This window comes from Mycobacterium sp. NGS18 (genome assembly GCF_059813185.1).
In genome coordinates, this window is sequence record NZ_JCALEC010000007.1 from 210,827 (window position 1) to 235,700 (window position 24,874).

General features: G+C 68.7%; 24 protein-coding genes. 13 read left to right on the forward strand and 11 right to left on the reverse strand.

The window, feature by feature from the left end:
• Positions 1-38: 38 nt before the first annotated feature.
• Both AC5Y31_RS15380 and AC5Y31_RS15385 read right to left on the reverse strand, forming a co-directional pair.
• The gene (locus AC5Y31_RS15380) at positions 39-1,865 is read right to left on the reverse strand and encodes a fatty acyl-AMP ligase (RefSeq protein WP_064855489.1); all 1,827 of its coding nucleotides are present in this window, start codon (positions 1,863-1,865) and stop codon (positions 39-41) included.
• Between the two features lie 22 nt (positions 1,866-1,887).
• Positions 1,888-2,268 carry a hypothetical protein gene (locus AC5Y31_RS15385; RefSeq protein WP_234783035.1) on the reverse strand — a complete coding sequence of 127 codons (381 nt, stop codon included), beginning with the start codon at positions 2,266-2,268 and terminating at the stop codon, positions 1,888-1,890.
• A 229-nt stretch (positions 2,269-2,497) separates the two neighbouring features.
• On the opposite strand from AC5Y31_RS15385, the gene aceA reads away from it, so the two are divergent.
• Positions 2,498-4,792 carry an isocitrate lyase ICL2 gene (gene aceA / locus AC5Y31_RS15390; protein WP_499981322.1) on the forward strand — a complete coding sequence of 765 codons (2,295 nt, stop codon included), beginning with the start codon at positions 2,498-2,500 and terminating at the stop codon, positions 4,790-4,792.
• A gap of 22 nt (positions 4,793-4,814) precedes the next feature.
• Here the strand turns inward: aceA and AC5Y31_RS15395 are convergent, their stop codons facing one another.
• From AC5Y31_RS15395 to AC5Y31_RS15405, 3 genes are all read right to left on the reverse strand, one after another.
• Complete coding sequence (locus AC5Y31_RS15395; protein WP_064855487.1) at positions 4,815-5,462, reverse strand: HD domain-containing protein; 648 nt, start codon at positions 5,460-5,462, stop codon at positions 4,815-4,817.
• A gap of 32 nt (positions 5,463-5,494) precedes the next feature.
• Positions 5,495-6,217, reverse strand: a complete 723-nt coding sequence (locus AC5Y31_RS15400) for an SDR family oxidoreductase (protein ID WP_499981324.1) — start codon at positions 6,215-6,217, stop codon at positions 5,495-5,497.
• A 169-nt stretch (positions 6,218-6,386) separates the two neighbouring features.
• Entirely contained in the window at positions 6,387-8,108 is a 1,722-nt protein-coding gene (locus AC5Y31_RS15405) for a hypothetical protein (RefSeq protein ID WP_499981325.1), read from the reverse strand.
• A gap of 348 nt (positions 8,109-8,456) precedes the next feature.
• Here AC5Y31_RS15405 and AC5Y31_RS15410 point away from each other — a divergent pair, with 348 nt between their 5' ends.
• The 5 genes from AC5Y31_RS15410 to AC5Y31_RS15430 all read left to right on the forward strand — a co-directional run bounded on the left by AC5Y31_RS15410 (position 8,457) and on the right by AC5Y31_RS15430 (position 13,142).
• Complete coding sequence (locus AC5Y31_RS15410) at positions 8,457-9,404, forward strand: helix-turn-helix domain-containing protein (protein WP_499981326.1); 948 nt, start codon at positions 8,457-8,459, stop codon at positions 9,402-9,404.
• A gap of 13 nt (positions 9,405-9,417) precedes the next feature.
• Positions 9,418-9,846, forward strand: a complete 429-nt coding sequence (locus AC5Y31_RS15415) for a tautomerase family protein (protein ID WP_499981328.1) — start codon at positions 9,418-9,420, stop codon at positions 9,844-9,846.
• Positions 9,847-9,950: 104 nt separating this feature from the next.
• The gene (locus AC5Y31_RS15420) at positions 9,951-10,577 is read left to right on the forward strand and encodes a UbiX family flavin prenyltransferase (RefSeq protein WP_499981330.1); all 627 of its coding nucleotides are present in this window, start codon (positions 9,951-9,953) and stop codon (positions 10,575-10,577) included.
• Positions 10,574-12,172, forward strand: a complete 1,599-nt coding sequence (locus AC5Y31_RS15425) for a UbiD family decarboxylase (protein ID WP_499981332.1) — start codon at positions 10,574-10,576, stop codon at positions 12,170-12,172. The genes AC5Y31_RS15420 and AC5Y31_RS15425 overlap by 4 nt, the downstream gene beginning before the upstream one ends.
• 25 nt (positions 12,173-12,197) lie before the next feature.
• Positions 12,198-13,142 (forward strand): GlxA family transcriptional regulator, encoded by a 945-nt coding sequence (locus AC5Y31_RS15430; protein WP_499981414.1) that lies wholly within the window; start codon positions 12,198-12,200, stop codon positions 13,140-13,142.
• Positions 13,143-13,153: 11 nt separating this feature from the next.
• Here AC5Y31_RS15430 and AC5Y31_RS15435 read toward each other — a convergent pair whose 3' ends face one another.
• Genes AC5Y31_RS15435 through AC5Y31_RS15445 form a run of 3 tightly spaced genes read right to left on the reverse strand, consistent with a single transcriptional unit; the run spans position 13,154 to position 16,169 of the window.
• Positions 13,154-14,131 (reverse strand): NAD-dependent epimerase/dehydratase family protein, encoded by a 978-nt coding sequence (locus AC5Y31_RS15435; protein WP_499981415.1) that lies wholly within the window; start codon positions 14,129-14,131, stop codon positions 13,154-13,156.
• Between the two features lie 52 nt (positions 14,132-14,183).
• Positions 14,184-14,897 (reverse strand): Rv0518 family GDSL lipase, encoded by a 714-nt coding sequence (locus AC5Y31_RS15440; RefSeq protein ID WP_499981334.1) that lies wholly within the window; start codon positions 14,895-14,897, stop codon positions 14,184-14,186.
• A 36-nt stretch (positions 14,898-14,933) separates the two neighbouring features.
• Complete coding sequence (locus AC5Y31_RS15445) at positions 14,934-16,169, reverse strand: acyltransferase family protein (RefSeq protein ID WP_499981336.1); 1,236 nt, start codon at positions 16,167-16,169, stop codon at positions 14,934-14,936.
• Between the two features lie 190 nt (positions 16,170-16,359).
• On the opposite strand from AC5Y31_RS15445, the gene AC5Y31_RS15450 reads away from it, so the two are divergent.
• The 5 genes from AC5Y31_RS15450 (at position 16,360) to AC5Y31_RS15470 (ending at position 20,828) form a co-directional block, all read left to right on the forward strand.
• Positions 16,360-18,312 carry a neutral/alkaline non-lysosomal ceramidase N-terminal domain-containing protein gene (locus AC5Y31_RS15450; protein ID WP_499981337.1) on the forward strand — a complete coding sequence of 651 codons (1,953 nt, stop codon included), beginning with the start codon at positions 16,360-16,362 and terminating at the stop codon, positions 18,310-18,312.
• A 101-nt stretch (positions 18,313-18,413) separates the two neighbouring features.
• Positions 18,414-18,872 (forward strand): STAS domain-containing protein, encoded by a 459-nt coding sequence (locus tag AC5Y31_RS15455; protein ID WP_301636336.1) that lies wholly within the window; start codon positions 18,414-18,416, stop codon positions 18,870-18,872.
• A gap of 74 nt (positions 18,873-18,946) precedes the next feature.
• Positions 18,947-19,435 carry a phosphatase PAP2 family protein gene (locus AC5Y31_RS15460; RefSeq protein ID WP_499981339.1) on the forward strand — a complete coding sequence of 163 codons (489 nt, stop codon included), beginning with the start codon at positions 18,947-18,949 and terminating at the stop codon, positions 19,433-19,435.
• Entirely contained in the window at positions 19,432-20,181 is a 750-nt protein-coding gene (gene yaaA / locus AC5Y31_RS15465) for a peroxide stress protein YaaA (protein ID WP_499981341.1), read from the forward strand. Before AC5Y31_RS15460 ends, yaaA begins: the two co-directional genes overlap by 4 nt.
• Positions 20,178-20,828, forward strand: coding sequence for a M15 family metallopeptidase (locus tag AC5Y31_RS15470; RefSeq protein ID WP_499981343.1), 651 nt, complete (start codon positions 20,178-20,180; stop codon positions 20,826-20,828). The genes yaaA and AC5Y31_RS15470 overlap by 4 nt, the downstream gene beginning before the upstream one ends.
• Here AC5Y31_RS15470 and AC5Y31_RS15475 read toward each other — a convergent pair.
• Positions 20,821-21,132 (reverse strand): MTH1187 family thiamine-binding protein, encoded by a 312-nt coding sequence (locus tag AC5Y31_RS15475; protein WP_499981345.1) that lies wholly within the window; start codon positions 21,130-21,132, stop codon positions 20,821-20,823. The genes AC5Y31_RS15470 and AC5Y31_RS15475 overlap by 8 nt on opposite strands.
• 52 nt (positions 21,133-21,184) lie before the next feature.
• Between AC5Y31_RS15475 and dtd the strand changes: the two genes are divergently transcribed.
• Positions 21,185-21,616 carry a D-aminoacyl-tRNA deacylase gene (dtd, locus tag AC5Y31_RS15480; RefSeq protein ID WP_499981349.1) on the forward strand — a complete coding sequence of 144 codons (432 nt, stop codon included), beginning with the start codon at positions 21,185-21,187 and terminating at the stop codon, positions 21,614-21,616.
• Between the two features lie 47 nt (positions 21,617-21,663).
• Positions 21,664-22,089, forward strand: coding sequence for a DUF2834 domain-containing protein (locus AC5Y31_RS15485; protein WP_499981353.1), 426 nt, complete (start codon positions 21,664-21,666; stop codon positions 22,087-22,089).
• On the opposite strand, the gene AC5Y31_RS15490 is transcribed toward AC5Y31_RS15485, so the two are convergent.
• Together AC5Y31_RS15490 and AC5Y31_RS15495 are read right to left on the reverse strand one after the other, a co-directional pair.
• A complete protein-coding gene (locus tag AC5Y31_RS15490) occupies positions 22,086-23,519 on the reverse strand; it encodes a lipase maturation factor family protein (RefSeq protein WP_499981417.1) in 1,434 nt (477 codons plus the stop codon). The genes AC5Y31_RS15485 and AC5Y31_RS15490 overlap by 4 nt on opposite strands.
• A 57-nt stretch (positions 23,520-23,576) precedes the next feature.
• Positions 23,577-24,851, reverse strand: a complete 1,275-nt coding sequence (locus tag AC5Y31_RS15495; protein WP_499981356.1) for a competence/damage-inducible protein A — start codon at positions 24,849-24,851, stop codon at positions 23,577-23,579.
• Between the last annotated feature and the right edge of the window lie 23 nt (positions 24,852-24,874).

Genomic DNA, 24,874 nt, shown 5'->3' on the forward strand with positions numbered 1-24,874 from the left:
CCGGCATGTCTGCGCTGTGCGTCCGCTGTGCGGCGCCGTCAGCGCGGATCCAGCCCGCCGGCGAGGTACTGCGCACGGCACGCGGTACGACCGAGTTTGCCGCTGGTGGTGCGCGGGATCGCCCCGGCCGGCACGAACCGGATGTCGGCGGCGGTCAGCCCGTGCACCCGCGACACCTCCGCCCGGATCGCGTCGATCGCCGGCGCGGGATCCTTGCGGCCGGTGCCGGTGGCGCGCTCGGCGACGATGACCAGCCCGTCGCTCGCGTCTGCGGTGAACGCGACCACGTAGCCGCTGCGCACCATCGTCGAGGCCTGCGCGACCGTTTTCTCGATATCGTGCGGGTAATGGCTGCGGCCCTCGATGGTCATCAGGTCCACCGTTCGGCCGGTCACATAAAGCTCGCCGTCGCGATAGAACCCCAGATCGCCGGTGCGCAGCCAGGTTCCGTCGCTCGGCACCCGCTGCGCGTGACTGCCCTGCGCCAGCCGACGCCGCAGTCGAGCGCCGAAGACCCGCCGCGTCTCCTCGGGGCGGCCCCAATAGCCGGCGGTCACGTTGTCGCCGTGCAACCAGATCTCGCCGATGTGGCCGTCGGGCAGTTCCTGGCCGGCGTCGGCGTCGACGATCACCGCCCACAGGCTGCGCGCGACCCGGCCGCACGACACCTGTGCCACCGCATCGGGGGCGTCGGCGGCCACCGGCACCGCGCGCCCCGCGCCGAGCTGCTCGCGCCCTAGGTGCAGCACGCTCGCTTCGGCGTCGGGATCGATCGTCGCCACGAACAGCGTGGCCTCGGCGATCCCGTAGGACGGCTTGATCGCGGTGCGCGGCAACCCGTACTGCGCGAAGGCCTCGTTGAACGCCGTGATCGCCGGCATGCTCACCGGCTCGGACCCGATGATCATCACCACATTCGACAAGTCGATGTCGGCGCCCGGGGCGGGCAGCCCACGCTGAGCGGTCAATTCGTAGGCGAAGTTCGGTGCCGCGGTGACGACCCGGCCGCGGCGCGAGGCATCCGAGAGGGCGCGGATCCAGCGCTGCGGCCGGCGGATGAACGCCGTGGGCGAGATGAGCGTGGAGTGTCCGCCGTAGACGGCGGGGAACCCGATCATCGACAGGCCCATATCATGGTAGAGCGGTAACCAGCTGAGCCCGTGGGTGTTTCGGTCCAGCATGTCGATCGACAGGATCATCTGCAGCAGGTTGGTTCCCACCGCGCGGTGGGTCACCCGCACACCGACCGGCGGTCGGGTAGTGCCCGAGGTGTACTGCAGATGCGATACCCCGTCGACGTCGATATCCACCGGCACGAATTCCACGGCGGCCGAGTCGGGGATCTCGTCGATGACGACGACGTGCGGCTGCACCTGCGGCGGCAGCGCGCGCAGGAAGTCTTCGACGATCCGCTGCACCGCCGCGGTGGTCAGGACCACGGCCGGGGTGGCATCGCGCAACGCGGTGTCGAGGCGTTCGGCGTGCCCCGGCAGCTCGGGGGCGAACAAAGGCACCGCGACGGTTGCGCACTTGACCGCCGCATAGAACCCGGCGACGTAGTCGAGGCCTTGGGGCGCCAGGATCGCCACCCGGTCGCCGCGTTCGGTGACCTCTTGCAGCCGGGCGGCGATGGCGCGCAACCGCCGGCCGAATTGCGCCCAGGTCAGTTCGATGGCGCCGCCCTCGACCGGTCCGGCGTAGTCGAGGTAGCGAAACGCCACCGCGTCGCCGACATTGGCGATGTTGCGCTCGATCAGCGAGATCAGGGTGTCCCCCGGCGGTAAGACGATGCCGCCGTGCGCGTCCAGGCACTCCTCGATCTGGATCAGGCCCTTGAGCGCCGCCGGGTGCGTCGGGTGATCCATGCCCCGCAGTCTAGGGTTCTGATCACATCACCGGTTCGTGCAGCGCCATGATGATGAAGACGTAGCCCATACAGATCAGCAGGTTCAGCGCGGCCAGCATCAGCCCGGCCACGATGAGGGCGTGCACGAGGCGGCGGCGGTTGCGCCGTGAGCGGGCCAGGCGCTGCTCGCGTTTCATGGCGGTCGCAGTGAGGGCGAACATGTAGTCGACCGACTCCGCGGCCGCCAGCGGTGCGCCGGCCGTCAACTCGCGCAGGCGGGCGGCCGGGATCTGGACGCCGACACCGGCGAAGCGCCGGCTCATCCGGCGCGCGCCCCAGCGGCCGACCGGGTGATCCACCGAAGCGATCCGCTGCGGCGGCTGGCCCCAAGGGGTGGCCCAACGGTCTGACCCGGCCGTCATAACTCATCAGCCTAGCCACGAAATCACCCGCATCCACCGGCTTCACGCAACTTCCGCGGCGTCGCCGGCGGCGCGCCGAAGATGTACGGCAAAAGTGGGTAATCGTTCAGCGAGCAGCGGCACAATCGTGGGAGTAACACGTGCGAACCCGGCGGTTCAGCGAGGCTCGACGAAGGAGAGCCGAAGCTGGAACCGCCGCACGAACCGGGGCGAACAGGAGCGTAATTCCATGACGACCATCGAGACAAACGCGAGTGCACCAGGCCAACGAGACATCGAGGCTGACATCGATGCGACCCAGCAATATTTCGACAGCCCGCGTTTCGAAGGAATCACCCGCCTGTACTCCGCCCGCCAGGTGGTCGAGCAGCGCGGCACCATCCCGGCCGACTACATCGTGGCGCGCGAAGCGGCGACCGCTTTCTACGCCCGGCTGCGAGAGCTGTTCGCCGCCAAGAAGAGCATCACCACGTTCGGCCCCTACTCGCCGGGCCAGGCAGTGGTGATGAAGCGGGTCGGCATCGAGGGGATCTATCTGGGCGGCTGGGCGACGTCGGCCAAGGGATCCATCTCCGAAGATCCGGGCCCCGACCTGGCCAGCTACCCACTGAGTCAGGTGCCCGACGAGGCAGCCGGGCTGGTGCGGGCGCTGCTCACCGCTGACCGAAACCAGCAGTACCTGCGTTTGCGAATGACCGACGAGCAGCGCGCGGCAAACCCGGCGGTGGACTACCGGCCGTTCATCATCGCCGACGCCGACACCGGTCACGGCGGTGATCCGCACGTGCGCAACCTGATCCGGCGCTTCGTCGAAGCCGGTGTCCCCGGCTATCACATCGAAGATCAGCGACCCGGGACCAAGAAATGTGGGCATCAGGGCGGCAAGGTGCTGGTGCCCTCGGACGAGCAGATCAAGCGGCTGAACACCGCCCGGTTCCAGCTGGACATGATGGGGGTGCCCGGCATCATCGTGGCGCGCACCGACGCCGAGGCGGCCAACCTGGTCGAGAGCCGCTCCGACGAGCGCGATCAGCCATTCATCCTGGGCACCACCAACCTGAAGATCCCGTCCTACAAGGCTTGTTTCCTGGCGATGACCCGACGCTTCCACACGGCGGGGATCACCGAGATCAACGGTCACCTGCTCTACGCGCTGCCCGAAGGCGAGTACGCCGAGGCCGATGCCTGGTTGGAGCGGCAAGGCATCACCGCGCTGGTCACCAAGGCGGCCGAGGGGTGGCGCAGCGACGGGCAGCGGTCCGTGGACACCGTGTTCGACGAGATCGAGTCGAAGTTCGTGGAGGCCTGGCAGAACGACGCCGGGCTGATGACGTTCGGCGACGCCGTCGCCGAGATGCTGGACTTCGCCGAACGTGAAGGCGAGCCGAAGGAGATGAGCGCGGCGCAGTGGCGCGAGTTCGCCGCAAGGGCACCGCTGTACACCGCGCGGGCCAAAGCGGCGGAGTTGAATGCCGACCCGGGCTGGGACTGCGATCGGGCGAAAACCCCCGAGGGCTACTTCCAGGTGCGCGGCGGGATCCCGTATGCGATCGCCAAGTCCCTGGCCGCCGCCCCGTTCGCCGACATCTTGTGGATGGAGACCAAGACCGCCGACCTGGACGACGCCCGGGAGTTCGCCGAGGCGATCCACGCGGTGTACCCCGACCAGATGTTGGCCTACAACCTGTCGCCCTCGTTCAACTGGGACACCACCGGCATGACCGACGACGAGATGCGGGCCTTCCCGGCCGAGATCGGCAAGCTGGGCTTCGTCTTCAACTTCATCACCTACGGCGGACATCAGGTCGACGGTGTGGCCTCCGAGGAGTTCGCGGCCACCCTGCTGCAGGACGGCATGCTGGCGCTGGCCCGGCTGCAGCGCAAGATGCGGTTGGTCGAGTCGCCGTACCGGACCCCGCAGACCCTGGTCGGCGGGCCGCGCAGCGATGCCGCGCTGGCCGCCTCGTCCGGCCGCACCGCCACCACCAAGGCGATGGGCGCCGGCTCCACCCAGCATCAGCACTTGGTGCAGACCGAGGTGCCCAAGAAGCTGCTGGAGGAATGGCTGGCGATGTGGGGCGCGCACTACCAGCTCACCGACAAGCTGCGGGTGCAGCTACGCCCGACCCGCCCCGGATCGGATGTGCTGGAACTGGGGATCTACAACGACGACGACGAGAAGCTCGCCAACGTGATCGTCGACCCGATCAAGGACCGGCACGGCCGCAGCATCCTGACGGTGCGCGACCAGAACACGTTCGCCGAGAAGTTCCGGCAGAAGCGGCTGATGACGCTGATCCACCTGTGGCTGGTCAACCGGTTCAAGGCAGCGGCGGTGCACTACGTGACGCCAACCCAGGACAACCTGTATCAGACCGAGAAGATGAAAGCCCACGGCATCTTTAGCAGCGTCCACCAGGAAGTCGGCGAGATCATCGTCGCCGATGTGAACCAGTCGCGCATCGACGAACTGCTGGCGCCGGACCGGCTTGCGCTGGGCAAGCTGATCGGCAAAGAGGACTGAGCGCGCTGCCGGGGCGGAGCGGCTACTCCGGCCAGCTGTTGCCCAGGATGGTCTCGACGAAATCGCCGCGGACGAACGACGGGTCGTAGTGTGCCAGCACATCGGCGTTGACCGTGCCGAACGTGCTGTCCGGCCGGTGTCGGAAGCCCTCGGTGAAGGCCTGCAGGATGCGGCGCTTGAAGTCGGGTCGTGGATGCGCGGCGGTCACCGCCGCCAGCAGGTCCGGCGCCAGATCGTCGCGGCCGATGCCGAGCACGTCGGTTTCCACGCCGGCGGTGACCAGCGCGATCTCCGGGTCGAGGAACTCCGGGATGTTCGGGGTGGTGTGCAACGCGATGCCCAGCCAGACCGTGCGGGCATCGGCCTCGGAGACGCCGCGCTCCACCAGAAAGTCTCGGGCGGCGTTGGCGCTGTCGACCTCGAAGCGCAGTGCGGACTCGCGGTATCGCTCGGTCAGCCCGAGGTCGTGAAACATCGCCCCCACGTAGAGCAGTTCCAGGTCGGGGGTCAGTCCGCGCCGGTGGCCTTGCAGGGCACCGAAGAAGAACACTCGGCGCGAATGATGAAACAGCAGATCGTTCTCGACGTCGCGGATGTAGTCGGTGGCATCGCGCACCAGCGCGGTGTCGGGGATCGCGATCCCGGCAACGGTTTCCAGTGCTGCGCTCATCGCTCCGGCTCCTTTCGTTTCGGCGACTGTACTCACCCGGGAAGGCTTCCGCCGCCGTCCACCCGGACGATCTGTCCGGTGATATACCCGGCGTCCTCGTCCAGCAGAAAGCAGATCGCATGGGCGATCTCCGCCGGCGTGCCGACCCGATGCATCGGAATGCTCTGCAGGAACAGGCTTTCCCGCTCCGAGCCGACCGGGCTGCGCTCGCGGTACATCTCGGTCTCGGTAGGGCCGGGCGACACCGCGTTCACGGTGATACCCGTCTCGGCGAGTTCCACCGCCCAGATCCGGGTGCAGGTTTCCAGCGCGGCCTTCGCCGACGCGTAGGGGGTGCGCTCCGGAGTGCCCAAGGTGGTCAAGCTGGTGACGTTGACGATGCGCCCCCAGCCGGCGGCGCGCATCCCGGGCAGAACCGCCTGCACGACCTGAACCGCGGCGCGAACATTGAGGTCGTAGGTGTCGAACAGGTGGTCCAGATCGATCGACCCGATCCGGCCGAAGTGCGCAAAGCCCACATTGTTGACCACCGCATCGACGTGGCCGTCGGCGACTATGGCCGCCAATGTGTCCGCGGTTGCCGCGCGGTCGGCCAGGTCCACCGGATAGAACGGCCCCGGGAAGCTCTCGGGTGCGGTGCGGGCGATCCCGATCGGTTGAACTCCACGCGAGGCGAGCCGGTCGGCGACCGCGCGCCCAATTCCCTTGGAGGCGCCGGTGATCAACACTCGCCGGTCCGGCCTCTTCTCGGGCATCAGTTCTCCTCTCGACAACACTTCGATCCGATTCTGGTCGCCCAGCCGGCGATCCAGCCATGGCAGATGTGCCGTAGATCCCACAGAATGCGACCTCGGACGGCACGGAAATGCACACGCCCAGGCGGTGGGCGCCTACCGCCTGGGCCGTGCTGCCTGACTGGACTGCCTAGATATCGAGGCCGAGGAAAGCATCCCCCGGGTCCAGCAGCGAGGAGGCGTCGAAGCCGCCGAACAGTGCGCTGAGGTCCACGTTCCCCAACGGTGTCACCAAGAGGTCGGTGACGGTGCTCGCGGCGCCGTCCAGACCCGGGATTGCGGTGTAGACGTTGGCGAAACCGCCGCCGAAGTTGAACACGTCATACACCGAGCCGATCGCGGGCAGATCCGCAATGTCCACACCGGTGGCGGCGGTGACGCCGTCAACGGTGAACGCGGTGTTGGTCAGGCCCAGCAGCTGCGTCACGGTCTCCGCGGTGTGCACACTGCCGAGCTGTTCGGCATCGGCCCCGGTTCCGTCGTAGACGTGGAAGCTCTGCGGTGCCAGCTGTAGCAGGAGCGAGGTGCCGGGGAAGGTGGCGACACCGCCGCCGATATTGAGCAGCGGCGGCGCACCGATGGTCTGGAAGACCGGGGCGAAACCCTCGGTCGCGTTGTCACCGGACCCGGTGAACGGATCGAAGGTGGTATCGCCGATGCTGAAAGCATCCTTGCCGATTGCCGTTTCGGCCAACCCGGTGAACGCATCGCTCGGGTCCGGCGGCTCCGCCGCATCGATACCGCCGAACAGTGAGCTGAGGTCCATGCTCCCCATCGGTGTGATCAGGGTGTCGGTGACGACACCGTCGACTCCCGGGGTGGCGGTGTAGATGTTCGTGAAACCGCCGCCGAAATTGAAGGCGTCATACACTGTCCCGACAGCCGGGAGGTCGGCGGTGCTGCCGCCCTCGACCGCGGTCGTGCTGGCGACGATCAGCTGGGTGTTGGTCAGCCCCAACAGGCTCGTCACGTGCTCGGAGGTGGCGATGGTGCCGACCTGCGTGGCCGCATCACCGGAACCGCTGTAGACGTCGAAGCTCTGCGGAGCCAAGATGATTCCGCCGTTTGTGGCATCCTCGATCGAAGCGCCCCCGATATTCAGGAACGGCGCGGCTCCGGTCAGTGCTGCGACCGGGGCGAAACCCTCCGTGATGGAGCCGTCGGTTTTGGTGAACGGGTCGAGGGTGAACCCGCCGATCGCGAAGGCGTCCTCGCCCCCGCCGGCCGCACCGGCTTCCAGCTCGACGAAGGCGTCGCCGGGCTGCAGCAGAGACGCAGCGTCGATACCGCCGAACAACGGGGTCAGATCGATGTTCCCGAACGGCGTCACGAAGGTGTCAGTGACGGTGTCCGGGCCATCGTCGGCACTCACGATGGCGGTGTAGACGTTCGCGTAGCCGGCGCCGAGGTTGAACACGTCGTAGACCGATCCCACCGTCGGTAGCGACACATCGGTCGCCGGTGGCGCGCCGACGACGGTGAACTGGGTATTGGTGAAACCCGCCAGGTTCGCCACCACCACACTGGTGTTGATGCTGCCGAGGTCGGTGCCGTCGGCGGGATCGAACACCTCGAATTCCTGGCCGGCCATTGGCCCGCCGAATGCGAATCCCCCACCCAGAGTCAACAGGGGCGGAGCGCTGGTGAGCGGGTGAATGAGGGCGTAACCCTCCTCGTCGCCATTTACCGGATCGAAGGTGAAACCGCCGATCGTGAACGCGTCAGCGCCCGTTGCGCTGGGGCCGACCGGGACCGGGTCGGTGGCCTCGGCCAAGGCTGCAGCCTCGACGTCGAACCGGCCGGCGGTCAGCGCCACGTCCCGACGAATCTGGGCTATGTCGGTCTCGCTCACCGGTAGAGAGCACACGACGACGCTCGCGCTTGCGGCCGCGGCGCCGGCGGCGACGCACAACCGGATCCGGGCCGCGGGCCCCCCGGCGGTTGCGCCTGGGTGACAGAACAACTGCATGACTTCTCCTCTGCTGAGCGTGGTTACGTCGGCACGACACCGAGCGCCGCGACCGCCCCGTGGTCTTACCAAAGTGGTGGTGCCACGGCGTGTCTGCGACGAGCGGCATGTACACCGGACACGCACCGGCGTCGCAGCGGCCGTCGGTGCCGGCCCGCGATGTCGGCTGTTGTGGGAAAGATGTCGCATTGGCCCCAGTACGTGCGTCGCACCGAGGCGGACACTGCTGGGGTGACGGCACCTCCGATATCGATTCCTGATGTGATCGCGCACCGATTGGGCTTTGCCCCGGAACGCCGCCTCGCCACACCGGACGGGTCGCTATCGGCGGCGATCTGGCGGTTCCGCAACAGGCCGTCCTACGAACTGTGCCGCAGCGCAGATCGGAACACCGACGTCATCGCGATGCCGATCAGCGGACGCCACCACCACACCTACTTCGGCAATGGCCGGCTGAAATGGAGCCGCTCGCATCCGGCATTCCACCTGAACATGGTGGTGGCCGGCGAGCAACCGCGCGGGCTGTTCATCTCCGACCAGCCGTTCACCTATCTGCATGTCTACGTGCGGCACGCCCTGGTCGAGCGGCTGGCCGTCGACAGCGGCGTGCTGGCCGTCGGCCGGACGGTAACCCTCGTCGACCCGATGTGTTCCCACGATCCGTTCGTCGAATTCGTCTTCCGGCAGATTCTGCGTGAGATGACCTGTGGCGACAGGATTTCCCGGACGATGCTGAGCGCCCTGGGCCAGCAGCTGATAACGGGCCTGCTGCGACGGCATTCGAGCGTCTCCAGCTCACGACCCCTGGCAGCCAAACTCGGTGCCGGCTACCACGATTGGCGTCTCCGGCGCACCATCGAATATCTCGAGGCGCACCTGGCCGACGACCTCGATCTCGGCGAGATCGCTGCGTCAGTGTGCCTGTCGGTGCCACGCCTTGCCGCGCTCTTTCGAGACGCGACCGGCGACCCACCGCGCCGCTGGCTGATGAACCGCCGCTTCGCCCGAGCGTGTGAGCTGCTTGCGACCTCGTCGCTGAGCGTCACCGAGATCGCTCACCAGTGCGGATTCGCCAGTTCCCAACATCTCGCCACAGTGATGCGACGGCGGCACGCGATCACGCCGAGCGACTTCCGGCGGCAAGTGCTGGGATCACACGCCTACCAGGAACGTTGTTGAAAGGAATCCTGACATGCCCATCTATCAGTGCTACAGCCCGGCCGGGCTGCTCAGTGGGCCGCAAAAAAGCCGAATCGCGAAGGAGATCACCGCGATCCACACCAAACAGACGGGCGCGCCCGAGTTGTTCGTCAACGTGCTGTTTCACCAGATCGCCGACGGGGACTGTTTCGTCGCCGGGAAGACCGCCGCCCACTCGTACCTTTTCGGGCTGATCCGCCACGGGCGCGATCTCGACACCCGCCAGCAGATGCTGCGTCAATTCTCGCGGATGTGGGCCGAGGTGACCGGGCAACCGGAGGCCGAGTTTCTGGTCGTGCTCACCGAGGCCGACCCGGCGAACGCCATGGAAGCCGGGTTGGTCTTGCCCGAACCCGGCCAGGAGACCAGGTGGTTCGCCGAGAACCACTCCCGCCTGACCGCGTTGGGTAGTGCGACCTGACACCTGTCGACGCGTCGCATTCTGTGGGATGCGCGGCGGAAATGCCCCTCTGCGCCGGGAGGCGGTCACCACAGACTGAGGTGGCGTTCAGAAGGAGGAAGCAGATGCGATTAGTGGTTGGCATGACCGGAGCGACCGGCGCCGCTCTGGGAATCCGTTTATTGGAAGCGCTGGCGCAGCTCGGCGTCGAAACCCATCTGGTCCTCAGTGAGTGGGCCCGGGCGACGATCAAGATCGAGACCGACTTCAGTGTCGCCGACGTGCGCGCGATGGCGACGCATGCCTACAGTGCCCGTGATCTGGCCGCGGGCATCTCGAGTGGATCCTTCCGCGCCGATGGCATGGTGGTGTGCCCGTGCAGCATGAAAACCTTGAGCGCCATCCGGATCGGTTTCAGCGACAATCTGATCACCCGAGCCGCCGACGTCACGCTGAAAGAGCGCCGCAAATTGGTGCTGGTCACCCGAGAGGCACCGCTGAGCGAGATCCACTTGGAGAACATGCATTACCTGGCGCGAGCCGGTGCGGTGATCTTTCCGCCGACGGTGGCTTACTACGCCCGCCCCGGCATGGTCGAGGAGGTCACCGACTACGTGGTCGGCCGCATCATCGATCAGCTCGGGATCGAACATTCGCTGATCGACCGCTGGAAAGACGATCACCACCCGATCCCGGCGGGCGGCGACCAACCCGGTGACGCGCGGTTGGCCGTAGTGCGGAGCGCGCAATGAGCACCGCGCCAACCCTTTCCGGTACCGCAGACTGCGCCGGGCAGCCGGATCAGCACACCGGCCCGGATCTGCGCAGCTGGCTGGACACCCTGGAATCGGCCGGACAACTGAGCCGCATCACCGCGGCCGTCGACTGGGATGAGGAGATCGGTGCGATCACCCGGGCCAATCTCTGCCTCGGTGGCCCGGCGCTGCTGTTCGAGAACATCACCGGCCATGAAAACACCCGCTGCACCAAACTATTGACCTCGGCGATCGGCAGCCGACGCCAGGTCCAGTTGCTGCTGGGCCTGCCCGAGGGCACCGGCGATTCGGACATGGTGCGTCATCTTCGGGAGGCGTTCCGCAACCCGGTTCCCCCGCGCATCGTCGAGACCGGACCGGTCAAGCAGAACATCATCGCAGGCGCCGACATCGACCTGCGGGAGTTCCCGGTGCCGAAATGGCACGGCGAGGACGGCGGCCGCTACATCGATACGTTCTGCGGCGTCATCACCCAGGACACCGTGACCGGCCGCGACAACATCGGCCTGTACCGGGGCATGATCGTCGACCGCGACAAGATCGCCAAACTGCTGGTTCCCAGCCAGGGTTGGGGCGGCCACATGGCGCAATACAAACCGGAGCCCATGCCGGTGGCAGTGGTGTATGGATGGCACGATGTGCTGCCCTTCTGCGCCGGCAGCCCGTTTCCGAAGAACATCTGCGAGTGGGACATGATGGGTGCCCTGCTGGGCCGCCCGGTGGATCTGGTGGCCTGCGAGTCGGTTCCGCTGCACGTGCCGGCGACCGCCGAGATCGTCGTCGAGGGATACATCGATCCCGACCCGGCGACCTTCGTGATGGAGGGCCCCTTCGCCGAATACCCGGGCTTCATCGGCGATGCGGCACCCGCGCCCGTACTGCGCGTCACCCGGATCACCCACCGCGATGATCCGGTGCTACGCGGCACCCTGGAAGGCATCCGGCCGGGCCTTCTCAACGAGGACAGCATCGTCAATTTCGCCCGCTCGGCCATCAGCTGGAACGTGCTCGACGATCTCGGTATCGGCGGCATCACCGACCTGTGGATGAGCGAGGTCACCAACGGGCAGAACACCGTGGTGCAGATCCAAAAGCGCTACCGGGGCCACGCCCAACAGATCGCCTCGGCGCTGTGGGGCACCGGGGGCTCGATGTGGTTCCACAAGAACGTCATGGTCGTCGAAGAGGACATCGACATCCACGACCCGGCCGCCCTGGACTGGGCGATGTCCTACCGGGTCAACGCCGGACGCGGCGACATCGCCTTCTTCGGGCCGGGCCTGGGCTCCTCACTGGATCCGTCCACCCCGCCGGAACGCAACGACACCAACAAGTACGGCAGCGGCGAATGGACCCGAATGCTCATCGACGCCACCCGCAGCTGGGACATCGACCCCAGACCGGCATGGGGAGGGCGGCGATTCCCACCGACGGACCGACTCGCCCCGGAGTTGGAAGCCCGCATCGCCGCCCGCTGGCAGGAGTACGGAATCGGTATCCCCTACCTCGACGACGCTGGACGCGAACGGCTGACGCTGGCGCAGCTGAGCGCGCGGATGCCGCAGGTATGAGGGCGGTTCGGTGAGCAAGACGGTGATGCTCGTCGTCTTCGACGGCGTGAAACTTCTGGACATCGCGGGACCGGCCGAGGTGTTCGCCGAAGCCAACCGGTTCGGCGCGGACTATCGGCTGACCGTCGCCTCGGTGGACGGTCGCCCGGTGCAGACTTCGGTCGGGGTGCCGTTCACAGCCACCGGCCGGATCTCGGCGCTGGAATCCGCCGACACGGTGATGGTCGCCGGCGGTGATGCGCTGGTCGGCCGGCCGATCGATCCCGAACTGGTCGACGCACTGAAGACGGCGGCCACCCGTACCCGGCGGCTGGCCTCGGTGTGCACCGGTTCGTTCGTCTTGGCTCAGGCCGGGCTGCTCAGCGGCCGCCGCGCCACCACCCATTGGCGCCATGCCGGGCGACTGGCCCGCGCCTTCCCCGACATCACCGTCGAACCGGATGCCATCTTCGTCCGCGACGGCGACGTCTTCACCTCGGCAGGAGTGTCGTCGGGCATCGACTTGGCCCTGGCCCTCGTCGAGCAGGACCACGGTACCGAGGTCGCCCGCGAGGTGGCCCGAACCCTGGTGGTGTACCTCAAGCGCGCGGGCGGTCAATCGCAGTTCTCGGTCCTGGTTGAAAGCTATTCTCCGCCATCGCAATCCACGCTGCGGGGTGTTCTCGACTCGATCGCGGCCGATCCCGGGGCCGGACACACCGTGAAGAGCCTCGCCGCCCAGGCGTCGCTGAGCACCCGCCAACTGACCCGGCTGTTTCGCGCCGAGCTCGGCATTACCCCGGCCCGCTACGTCGAAACGGTCCGGATCGACATCGCCCGCGCCGCGCTCGACGCCGGCCGCAGCGTCACCGACACGGCGCGGCTGGCCGGTTTCGGCAGTACCGAGACGTTGCGGCGAGTCTTCGCCACTCACCTCGGCATCTCGCCGAAGGCCTACCGAGACCGATTCCGCACCAGCGCCCAGCGGTAATCCATAGCCGGCTACCCGCGGATCGCCGCTGCCGTATCGGCCAGGGTTTCTTGCGGATCCCGCAACACGACGCCGAGGTCGCGTTCGGCCGGTGAATCGTCGGAGGCCGGCATCTGGGTGTAGTACTGCATCCCGGCCTCGGTGAACGGCGTGCTGATCGGCAGCACCCGCTCGGCGTGATCCAGCAGGCGCCCGGCCCAGCGCAGCGCGACGTCCGGCACCGGCGCGGCGAGCATGGCCGAACCGGACACCGTGGCGAAAAGCCCGGCCAGCTGCCGCGCGGGCACCCGATGCCCGCCGGCCATGTAACGCCGCGGACCGCGGCCGGGCTCAAGCAGCGCCACGTGCAACGCCGCCAGGTCGCGGACGTCGACGATCAGCCAGGCCGCGCTGCGGCCCGGAATAACCCGCATCTGCAACGCGGCCCGCACCCCCTCGCCCGCCTCACCGAATCGGTCTCCGACCGGTGGACCCAGCACCATGCCCGGGTAGGTGATGTTGACCGGGGCGCCGGCTTCCTGCAGACCGCGCACGTAGCGCTCCTCGCGGGCTTTGGACCGGCCGTAGCCGTCGGAGCCGCCCGCCACCGGCAGGTCAGCGCGCAGCGTGCCCAAGCCGGGGCGGAACAGCGCGGTGAAGCTCGAGACGTGAATGATCGGGTCCAGCCCCAGCTCGACCGCGCCGCCGAGCACGTTGCGGGCGCCGTCGGAATTGGTGGCCATCATCTGGTCGTTCTGCCGCGGGTCGGTGGCGACCAGCGCGGCCGCATGCACCACGGCGTCGCAGCCGTCCAGCGCGCGCCGCACCGAGTCCGCGTCGGTGATGTCACCGATGACGTGATCCGAGACGTCGACGCCGAGCCGCTCCACGCTGGTGTGCAAGCCGGCCGGGTTGCGAACCAGGAACCGCACCTGGTGCCCGGCGTCGCTGATCGCTTTGGCGGTCCAGCCCCCGACGAATCCGGTTCCTCCGGTGATCAACACGCGCATCGCAGTCATGCCCCGATTCTGCTATGGCCCGGGATCTGGCAAGGCAGCCGCGTCAAGTGCGCTTGGGTAACTGGCCGGCGATCAGCGGCACCATCTTGTCGGCCATGTAGGCGTGCCCGGCGTCGGTGGGATGCACGCCGTCGGGACCGATCAGCTCGGGCCGGCCGACGAACCAGCGTTCGGCCAGCGGGTCGACGAACTCCGCCCCGACGACGCGTGCCTCGGCACTCAAGATGTCGCGGATCCGCCACACGTTGGCGGGTACCTCAGCGGTGGGCCACGCCGGCCCGATCACCAGCATCCGGGCCGCCGGGGTGATCCGCCGGGCCAGGCCCAGGGTGTCGGCGACCAGCCGGGTCAGCTCACCCGGCTCGACATCCTGGTCGTTGCGCGAGCCGAAGAACACCACTAGCGCGTCGTCGGGTTGCACTCCCCGAGCCGTCAGATCCCCGAAGAGACCGCCCCGGTTGCCGCGCACGGCGTAACCGGCGCCGCCTTCGGCCACCACGTCGGCGCTGACGTAGATGCCGCGGCCGGCCAGGATCTGCCACGCCCGCTCGGTCCAGTTCGCCGCGCCGCGACCGGTGTCTTCATACCCGGAGGTGTAGGAGTCACCGATGACGGCGACTCGGATCGGGGAGGCGCTCAGCGGCACGGTCTCGTAATGGCGGGCTGAGTCGCGATCGCGGGCCAGGTAACCGGTTCCCGCCACGACGGCGACGACGACCGCCGCCAGCGGGACCGCGAACGTCATCACCCGGCTCACAGCTCACCTCCCCGATCGGCGGCCACGGTCAGCGTTTCAGGAGACACTGACCGGAACCGCCGCGGTGCGCTCGTCAAGGATCTCCTCGACCGGTTCGACGGCCAGCGGGTCCTCGGCGGGGCGCACCTGCGCCGTCTCGGGCCGGGCACCGATCATCCTGCGCATCCAGCGCCGGCCCGGCTCCTCGACACCGTGGAACAGCAGCACCGACAACAACGTCGACGCCGCCAACAGCCCGCACACCATCCACTTGGCCGCGGTCGCCCCCTCGTCCAGCATGATTTCGAATTGTATTGCGGCCCAGTTCCACGCCGTGTGCACCAGCTCGTGAACCATGTACAAGCAGAACGAGATCTGCCCGCCGTAGACCATCAGCCGAGTCGACAGCAGTGCCGGCAAGCTGCCGGTTCCGATCGCCAGCGCCATCACCAACGGCACGAACAGCACGTCGACCAGTCCGCCGCTGTCGTGGAGCCCGGAGATCGGATGCGCATCGAAGTAGTAGAGGACGCCGACGATCGCGGCGATGAGCAGCGCGGAGCAGTATCCGGCGGCGCGGCGGGAGCGGCCGGTGGGCGCCATCTTGCGCACCGCGGCGCAGGCCAGCGCACCCGCGGTGAACTGCATGACGATGCGCGGCAACCAGCTCCACGGGGTGTAGAACTGGCCGGTGGCGAGCATCAACAGCAGCGGCGGCAGCGAGACGATGATCGCCAGTGCGGCCAGGCCACGCGCCGACGTCGCCCGCATCATCCGGTAGACCACCAGGATCAGCCCGCCGAACAACAGGTAGGCCAGCCATTCGGCGCTGATCGACCAGGCCGGCCCGTCCCAGCTGGACCCGTCGAAGAACGGCTCGAACCACAGCTGCACCAGTAGGAGCTGGCGCACGTAGCTGGTCGCGGTCAGCCGGCTGAGGTCTTCGGTCGGCACGTGGCCGACGTGCAAGGTGAAGATCACCCAGAGCAGCGCGAGGTGCAAGGTGACCAGATTGATCGGCCAGACCCGGGCCAGCCGCAACCACAGGAAATGCAGGGTGGCCCGCGGCGAGAAAGACTCCCCCATCCGTTCCAGGTAGTTCCAGGTCAGCACGAATCCGCTGAGGATGAAGAACAGGTCGACGCCCTGGGCTCCCCGGTCCAGCACCGGGGCGAGCGCGTCGCTGAAGGCCGGTGAGGCCAGTCGCAGCAGCGGCCGGAAATGAAACAGCACCACCCATACCGCGGCGATGATGCGAAGCCCGGTGAGGGCTTTGATCTCTCCGCTGCGCACGACACTCTTTCGCCGGTGGGCTCTGCTGTCTCGGCTGCCTGAGATGCGGGCCCGCCGAGATGGCCCGACTATCGGCAGCCGCAACCGGTGGCCGGCAGCCATCGCAGACTAGCAGCGGGACCGTCCTCGGTGAAGTTGCCGGCCGGGTGCGCCTGCCGGGTTTATGCCGGCCGGTGTGAATACTGAAGCGATGCCAGAGCAGTATCGGGTGGGTCGCGGGATCGCCGACATCACCGGCGAACCCGCCGAGTGCGGAATGCTCGGTTACGGCGTGGCCTCCCAGCAGACTTCCGGGCTGCACAACCGGCTGCGCGCCCGGGCGTTCGTGTTCGTCGACACCGCCACCAGCGCCCGGCTGCTGCTGGTCGTCTGCGAACTGCCGCTGCTGCTGGAAAGCGTGCACCGCGCGGTGCTCGGGCGCCTCGCCGCCGGTCACGGCGAGCTGTACACGTTCCGCAACGTGATGCTGACCGCCACGCACACCCATTGCGGGCCCGGGGGGTACTCCGATCACCGGCTCTACAACTCCAACACCGGCGGCTTTCGGCCGCAGACGTTCACCGCGATCGTCGACGGCACCTGCGAGGCGATCGAGCGCGCGCATGCCGACCTCGCTCCCGCCACGTTGAGCCTCGCCGTCGGCCGGTTGCACGATGCCAGCACCAACCGCTCACCGTCGGCGTTCGCCCGCAATCCCGAAGCCGACCGCGCCCACTTCCCCGACGCCATCGACCCGCAGACCACCCTGCTGCGCATCGAACGCGGCGGCCGGCTGGTCGGCGCGGTGAACTGGTTCGCCACCCACGGCACCTCCATGACCAACCGCAACACCTTGATCAGCGGCGACAACAAGGGCTACGCCGCCTACCAACTGGAGCGCCTCGACCGCGGCGTCGACTACCTGGCGCCCGAACCGCCGGACTTCATCGCGGCCTTCGCCCAGACCAACACCGGCGACATGTCGCCGAATCTCAACCACCGGCCCGGCAGCGGGCCCACCGAGGACGAGTTCGAGAACACCCGGATCATCGGGGCTCGGCAGGCCGCCGCGGCCACCGACCTGACGACCGGGCACGGCAGCGAGGTCACCGGCGGCCTGGACGCGCTGGCCAGTTACGTCGACCTGTCTGATTTCGAGGTCTCGGCCGAGTTCACCGGCGACGGGCGAACCCACCGCACCGGGCCCGCGCTGGCCGGCGCGGCGGCACTGGCCGGCACCGACGAGGGGCCCGGGCCACTGCATCCGCTGGTCAGACAGGGCCGCAACCGCATCATCGATGCGCTGGTCACCAGCACCGTCTACCGCCTGGCTCCGCGCCTACGCGACGCCCACGCACCCAAGGGAGCGATGGGCCCGGGCAGCCGGCTGAACAAGGCCCTGGCACTGATGCCCAACGGTGGCCCCATCCAGCTGCTGCGCATCGGGCAGCTGTATCTGATCGGGATCCCCGCCGAAGTGACGATCGTGGCTGGGCTGCGCTTGCGCCGCACCGTGGCCGCGATCGTGGGCGCCGAGCTGCGGGATGTGCTGGTCGCCGGCTACAGCAACGGCTATCTGCACTACGTCACCACGCCGGAGGAGTACGAGGAGCAGCGCTACGAGGGCGGCAGCACGATGTTCGGCCGCTGGGAGCTCGCGGCGCTGCAACAGGTGGTCGCCGGGCTGGCCACCGCGATGCGCGAGCGGCGGCCGGCGCCGAACGGCAACGCCCCCGCCGCGCCGGCCCGCGCCCGGCGGTCACGCCGCCACCCGTACCCGGACGAACCGGCCCCGGGCCACCGGTTCGGCGACGTCCTGCAGCCGCCGCAGCCGCGGTATCAGCCGGGGACCACCGTGGCGGCGGTGTTCGCCGGCGCCTACCCGAACAACGACCTGCACCGCGGCGGCACCTACCTGCGGGTTGAGCGCGAAACCGGCGAGGGATGGAGCACCGTGGCCGACGACGGCGACTGGTCGACGACGTTGCGTTGGCGCCGCGCCGGCCGTCGCGGCTCCGCCGTGACGGTGACCTGGGCGGTGCCCGAGGACACCGCCGCCGGACGCTACCGACTGCGCTATCACGGCGACGCCCGGGGGCGCGACGGCCGGGTCAAGGAGTTCACCGGAACGACCGAGCCGTTCGATATCTCACCAAAGCGTTAATCGGCCGCCCAACGCGCCTTAACTTCACCGCCTAACGTCGGGAAATGTCACGGTCGGATATCAGCCGGCAGTGGTCAGACAATGGGAAGCGGGGGCTGGGCATGGCTATCACCATCACCACACGGGGCACAGCACGGATCGGTCAGCAGAACAACCCCACCGTCGACTGCGGTGGCGCGCAGATCCGGGCACACTCCCGCCACCTGGCGACGGTGATCACGATCCGGGGCCGGATCGATTCCACCAACGTGGACCAGCTCAGTGAGCAGGCTCGTCGCTTCGTCCTCGCCAAGGAACCGCTGCTGCTGGACTTGAGCGGGGTCACCTCGTTCGCGGCCGCCGGTATCTGGCTGCTGTGCGTGATCGACGGTGACTGCCGTGCCGCGGGTGTGGATTGGACGCTCATCGAGGGCCCGGCGGTCAGCGAGTTGCTCGGCGACTTCGATGAGGACGCCATGTTCCCGACGGCGCGGTCGGTGGAGCAGGCGCTGCACACGCTCGCCGACGGCAACGACCAGCGCCGCCAGGCGCTGCTGCCGCTGTTCCAGAAGTCGGCCTGAGCCGAGGCTTCGCCGCAGCGCTGCGCTGGTGGCCGCTGGTCGGCCTATTAGCCACGCTGGCCCTGGGCTGGGCGGTGGGCCGCGGCTCGACCACCTTCGACGACTGGTTCAGCCATCGCACCCGCGCTCTCCTCGGCGGCCAGCCGCGGTGGCTGCTGACGTTCACCAGTGGCTGGCTGGTGTTCGCGGTGCTGGTGGGCTGTCTGGCGGTCACCTTATTGCGGCGGCAGTGGGCGCTGGCGGCCGCGGTGCTGCTCTGCCCGTTCGTGGTCACCGCGGCCAGCCAGGCCCTCAAGTACCTCTTCGACCGGCGCAACGGCCCATTCCTGGAATATCCCAGCGGGCACACCGCGCTACTGGTCGCGGTGCTGGGCATGCTGGTCGTGGTGGCCGGTTCGAGCCGGGCTCGGCGCGGGACTCTGGCCCTGGCGACGGTGCTGAGCCTGCTGGGCATGCTCGGTTTGGTGGCCTGCGGTTACCACTTCCTCACCGACACCCTCGGAGCGGCGATGCTCGCCACCGCGCTGGTGTGCGCAGCGGCTCGATTAACCTCGGCGCTGTGATCGTGCTGCTGCCACCGTCGGAGACCAAGCGGGCCGGCGGCGACGGGCAGCGGCTGCGCCTGGAGGCGCTCGGGTCCCCGCAGCTGACCGAGCTGCGGGCGGCGCTGGTCGACGAGCTGGTCGCCCTGGCCGCGGATCGGGACGCCAGCCGGCGCGCACTGGCGCTGTCGGCCGGCCAGGACGCCGAGATCGACCGCAACGCCCTGTTGCGTTCGGCGCCGACGGCGCCGGCGATCAACCGCTACACCGGCGTGCTGTACGAGGCGCTCGACATCGGCTCGCTGCGCGGCGCGGCGGCAGCCCGTGCCGCCGAGCGGCTGGCGGTCGGCTCGGCCCTGTTCGGGCTGCTGCGGGCAACCGATCCGGTACCCGCCTACCGACTGTCGGCGACCTCGAAGCTGCCCGGGCGGCCCGGCCTGGCCCAGCGCTGGCGCCCGATGTTGGAGCCGCTGCTGGCCGAGATCGCCGCCGCCGAACTGATCGTCGACCTGCGGTCCGGGTCGTATGCGGCGCTGGCCAAGATTCCCGGTGCGGTCAGCGTCGACGTGGTCGCCGAACATCCCGACGGCCGGCGGGCCAGCGTCAGTCACTTCAACAAGGCGCACAAGGGCCGGCTGGCCCGGGCGCTGGCCACCACCAGGTCCGACCCGACCGACGCCGCGGCCGTGGCGGCGATCGCCCGCCGGGCCGGGATGCGGGTGGAGCGCGACGGCCACCGGCTGACCGTGGTGGTGCCGGCCTCATGATCAGGTCGTTGGCCGTGGTGCCGCTGCTGTTGGCCGCCTTGGGGGCCGGCGCGGCGTGGGCCGTTCCCGGTCCACCACCGGTGTCCCCGGCGGCGCGCGCGGCGGGGTTCGTCGACGTCCGCAGCGCGGTGCCGGACGCGATCCTCGATCTGCGGTATGCCACGGCGAACAACTTCACCGGCGTGCAGCTGTATCCGGCCGATGCCCGCTGCCTGGTGCACGAGTCGCTGGCTCCGGGCTTGACGGCGGCCGCCGATGCGCTGCGTGGCCGGGGCCGGACGTTGGTGTTCTGGGACTGCTACCGGCCGCACGATGTGCAGGTGCGGATGTTCGAGGTGGTGCCGGATCCGAACTGGGTGGCCCGGCCCGGCCCGCTGGCCCGCAGCCATGAGACCGGGCGGTCGGTCGACGTGACGACCGCCGACCCGCAGGGGCGGCTGGTCGAGATGGGCACCGACTTCGACGACTTCTCGCCGCGCGCTACGGCCTTCGCCGGCGGGATCAGCGCGCGCGCCGCGGCCGAACGCGCCGCCCTGCGCGACGCGATGAGCGCCGGCGGCCTCGCCGGCTATTCCGGGGAGTGGTGGCACTTCGACGGACCCGGCGCCGGCGTGGGCAGACCCATCCTCGACGTCGCCGTCAACTAGGTGGCGCCGCCAGATGCCGCTCCACCGACGCCACCTTGGTGGTCATCGCATCGACCGCGGCGGCTCGCCAGTCGGCCTTGATCACCGTGCTCACCCGTGGCGAGCGGGCCGCCACCGCTTCCACCGCTCGCTGCACCACTGCCATCGCCTCGGCCCAGCTATCGCTTTCGATCACGGTGAACATCGAATCGGTGCGGTTGGGCAGACCCGACTCGCGCACGACCCGCACCGCCTCCGCGACGAGCTCACCCACTCCCTCGCCCACTCCGAGTGGCGTGACCGAGAACGCGACGACCACCGACATCTGACCACCCCTCCCGGTCGCACCATCGCCGAGCCTACCTAGAGTCGGGCCCATGCGGGTTCTGGTGCAACGCGTCTCGTCGGCCCGGGTTACCGTCGACGGCGAAACCGTCGGTGCGATCACGCCGGAAAGCCATGGATTGGTGGCGCTGGTCGCTGTCACCCACGGCGATGACGCGGCCAAGGCGCGGCGCCTTGCCGAAAAGCTCTGGCAGTTAAGGATTCTCGACGGCCAACGCTCGGCCTCCGACGTCGGCGCGCCGATCCTGGTGGTCAGCCAGTTCACCTTGTACGCCGACACCGCGAAGGGGCGGCGCCCCTCCTGGAACGCCGCCGCTCCGGGTGCCGTCGCCGAGCCGCTGGTGGCCGAGTTCGCCGAGGCGCTGCGGAAATTGGGCGCGCAGGTGGCGACCGGGGTGTTCGGGGCACACATGGCGGTCGAGCTGGTCAACGACGGACCGGTGACCGTGCTGCTGGAACTGTAGAGGCGAAACCGCCGTGCGCGCCGCGCCGCGCGTTTACCGTTGGCCAGATGAACACAGCCGCCAAGATCCGCTGCGGTGTCTACGCTGCGATATCCGTTGTCGCGCTGGTCGCGACCTGGAGCCAGAATCTGGCGTATGAGTTCGCCGACGTGTTCCCGCAATTCCTGCTCGACACCACCGTGACACCCGCGGCGCGCTCGATCACCGCCGATATCGTGCTGCTGTTCTTGGCCGCCGCGATCCTGATGGTCCTCGAGGCGCGCCGGCACAACGTGCGGTTCGTCTGGGCCTATATCGCCGGCGGCTTCCTCATCGCGATCAGCGTCACCTTCCCGCTGTTCCTGATCGCCTGCGAACGGCGCCTGGCTGCCGAGGGCTCCGAAACGCCGCGGCTGGGCCTTACCGACACGGCACTGCTGGCGGTGCTCACGCTTGCGCTGGCCGGCACCGCCTTCTGGGTTGACACCCGCTAGGACCCGCGACCAGAGGCCGAGACCGGCGGCAGGTAGATGCCCACCAGGCTGCGATGCCACCACGCCCGATCGCGCCGGCGCTCAGCCGGGGTGGTGAAGCGGTAATCGTAAAGCAGTGCACGCACGTACCGCGGCGGCTCGTCCGGGAAAGGGTTGTGCCGCAACAGGCGCAGCGTGTCGCGGTCGTTGCGCAGCAGACGTTCCAGCAGCGCGTCGCGCCACGGCAGCGCGTAGGTCGGCGACAACGCGGCGAACCACATCAGCCAGTCCAGCCGCAGGTGATAGGGCGCCCACTGCCGTGGCAGCCGGTCAGTGGCACCGGGTTTGCCCTTGAATTCGTATTCCCGCCAGACCGTCTTGCCGGTGAGCTCAGCGTCGGCGGTCCCCTCGATGACCACTTCTTGCCGGGAGCGTCCGACGGTCCCGAACGCCCCGTAGGTGTTGACTAGATGAAAGGGATTGAACGAGGCGTTCATTCGCTGATTGCGTGATGCCATGTTGCGCACCGGCCAATAGCTGAGCACCACCACCATCGCAGCAAAGGCGATCGCAGCGACGGCGAACCACGCCGGGGGATCCGGCATCACCGGGGGCTGCAGGCCCGGAAGCAGTCCGGTGAACCACGACTGGTCGAGCGCGCTGGCGGCCAGCACGATCGTCACCCAGTTCAGCCAGGCGAAGTTGCCGGAGGCCACCAGCCACAGCTGGGTGACGATGATGATCACCGCCGCCGCCCCGGCGATCGGCTGCGGAGCGAACAACCCGAACGGCACCACCAGCTGGGCGACATGGTTTCCGGCGACTTCGATCCGGTGCAGCGGTTTGGGCAGGTGGTGGAAGAACCAGCTCAGCGGTCCCGGCATCGGCTGGGTCTCGTGGTGGTAGTCCAGGCAGGTCAGGTCGCGCCAGCAGGAGTCGCCACGCAGCTTGATCAGCCCCGCCCCGAACTCGATCCGGAACAGCAGCCACCGGGCCAGCCACATCACCAGCACCGGAGGCGCGACGCGGTCGTTGCCCAGGAATACCGCCAGCAGCCCGGCCTCCAGCAGGATCGATTCCCAGCCGAACGAATACCAGGTCTGGCCGACGTTGACGATCGACAGGTACATCGCCCACAACAGCAGCCAGATCGCCATCACCGCCCACAGCGGGACCAGCTCGCCGGCCCCGGCCACCAGGGCGGCTGCCAGTGCTGCCCCCAGCCAGCAGATGGCGGCGAAAAACCGGTCCGAGTAGTACAGCTGAAAGATGCTGGGGCTCACTCCGAATGGCCGCCGGCGCAGGTACCGCGGCACCGGCAGCATGCCGTGCTCACCGATCAGGGCACGGAACTGGCGCGCGGCGGCGACGAACGCCAGGACGTAAATCGCGGCGATGCCGCGTTCCAGCACCAGCCGGCCCAGCCAGTAACCGGATCCGCTCAACCACATCGTGTTCACATCCGCAACTCCTCGGTGAGATGTTCATACCACCGGATGCGGTCGCAATCACGCGGTTGACAAGGCGCGGTACAGCAGATGCATGGCCACCGTCGTCGAGCGTTCGCGAACGTCGGCCCGGTCCCCCGGCAGCCGGGTCGTGCGCGTGAGCAGCCGGCCGTCCCCGAGCGCGACACAGAAGCACACGGTTCCCACCGGCTTGTCCGGTGTTCCGCCACCGGGGCCGGCGATTCCGGTGATCGCCACCGCCGTATCGGCGGCGAAGCGGCGCAGCGCACCGGCGGCCATCGCCTCGGCCACCGGCTCGGAGACCGCACCGTGCTCGGCGATCAGGGCAGCGTCGACTCCGAGCAGGTCAACCTTGGCGTCGTCGGCGTAGGACACCACCCCGCCGGCGAGGTAAGCCGAGGCCCCGGGCGGGTCGGCCAGTCGGCCTGCCAGCAGCCCGGCGGTGCACGATTCCGCGGTCGCGATCCGCCGGCCGGCCAGCTGCACCGCCACCAGATCGTCGATGCGCGAACCGTCTTCGGAGAAGATCGCCCGGGCGTGCCGTTCGCGCAGCAGCGCGAGCAGCCGGCCGTAGGTCGCGGCGGCATCGGGTTCGTAGCGGGTGACGATCTCGAGCTCGCCGCGGCGCAGGCAGGTGGTGATCTCCAGCCGCAGGAAGTCGGCGATCGCCTCTTGGGCGTGCCGCAGCGTGTCGGCCAGACCGGACTCGGGCAGCCCGAACATCCGCACGGTCTGCTGTTCGTAGCGGGTGCGACCGGCGATCGCCTGCTGCACCTCGGCGGTGGCTATCGCCTTGTGCCACATCGGTTGCAGCTCGCGCGGCGGCCCGGGCAGCACCACCACCGTCGGAGAGCCGGGCACCACCACACCGGGCGCGGTACCCACCGGATCGAGAACGGTCGCGCCGGCCGGGACCATGGCCTGTTTGCGGTTGGCCGCCCGGACCGTCGCGAAATCCGGGGCGCCCGGCCCGGTGAAGCGCGCCATCATCGGTTTGAGGATGTCGGCGATCCGGGCTTCCAGCGCGGCGTCGAGCACGACATCGCGTCCGCAGAACCGGGCGACGGTGTCGACCGTCAGGTCATCAGCTGTCGGCCCCAGACCGCCGCTGGTGATGATCAGGTCGACACCCTCGCCGGCCAGGAACCGCAGTTGGGCCTCGATGTCGCGGGGCCGGTCGCCGCAGATCGTGATGTGCGCCAACTCGACTCCCAGTTCCAGGAGCCGGTCGGCCAGCCACGGTCCATTGCGATCGGCGATCCGTCCGGTGAGTACCTCGGTACCGGTGACCACGATTCCTGCGCGTGCGCTCACCGGTCCGAGGTTACGGCCTCACC

Coding starts and splice junctions, on each gene's coding strand:
- AC5Y31_RS15485 (WP_499981353.1), top strand. CDS start 21,664: ATGAACACAGCCGCCAAGATCCGCTGCGGTGTCTACGCTGCGATATCC.
- AC5Y31_RS15435 (WP_499981415.1), bottom strand. CDS start 14,131: ATGCGCGTGTTGATCACCGGAGGAACCGGATTCGTCGGGGGCTGGACC.
- AC5Y31_RS15415 (WP_499981328.1), top strand. CDS start 9,418: ATGCCCATCTATCAGTGCTACAGCCCGGCCGGGCTGCTCAGTGGGCCG.
- AC5Y31_RS15395 (WP_064855487.1), bottom strand. CDS start 5,462: ATGAGCGCAGCACTGGAAACCGTTGCCGGGATCGCGATCCCCGACACC.
- AC5Y31_RS15490 (WP_499981417.1), bottom strand. CDS start 23,519: ATGTGGTTGAGCGGATCCGGTTACTGGCTGGGCCGGCTGGTGCTGGAA.
- AC5Y31_RS15450 (WP_499981337.1), top strand. CDS start 16,360: ATGCCAGAGCAGTATCGGGTGGGTCGCGGGATCGCCGACATCACCGGC.
- AC5Y31_RS15420 (WP_499981330.1), top strand. CDS start 9,951: ATGCGATTAGTGGTTGGCATGACCGGAGCGACCGGCGCCGCTCTGGGA.
- aceA (WP_499981322.1), top strand. CDS start 2,498: ATGACGACCATCGAGACAAACGCGAGTGCACCAGGCCAACGAGACATC.
- AC5Y31_RS15385 (WP_234783035.1), bottom strand. CDS start 2,268: ATGACGGCCGGGTCAGACCGTTGGGCCACCCCTTGGGGCCAGCCGCCG.
- AC5Y31_RS15425 (WP_499981332.1), top strand. CDS start 10,574: ATGAGCACCGCGCCAACCCTTTCCGGTACCGCAGACTGCGCCGGGCAG.
- AC5Y31_RS15475 (WP_499981345.1), bottom strand. CDS start 21,132: ATGTCGGTGGTCGTCGCGTTCTCGGTCACGCCACTCGGAGTGGGCGAG.
- AC5Y31_RS15380 (WP_064855489.1), bottom strand. CDS start 1,865: ATGGATCACCCGACGCACCCGGCGGCGCTCAAGGGCCTGATCCAGATC.
- AC5Y31_RS15455 (WP_301636336.1), top strand. CDS start 18,414: ATGGCTATCACCATCACCACACGGGGCACAGCACGGATCGGTCAGCAG.
- AC5Y31_RS15430 (WP_499981414.1), top strand. CDS start 12,198: ATGCTCGTCGTCTTCGACGGCGTGAAACTTCTGGACATCGCGGGACCG.
- AC5Y31_RS15470 (WP_499981343.1), top strand. CDS start 20,178: ATGATCAGGTCGTTGGCCGTGGTGCCGCTGCTGTTGGCCGCCTTGGGG.
- dtd (WP_499981349.1), top strand. CDS start 21,185: ATGCGGGTTCTGGTGCAACGCGTCTCGTCGGCCCGGGTTACCGTCGAC.
- AC5Y31_RS15400 (WP_499981324.1), bottom strand. CDS start 6,217: ATGCCCGAGAAGAGGCCGGACCGGCGAGTGTTGATCACCGGCGCCTCC.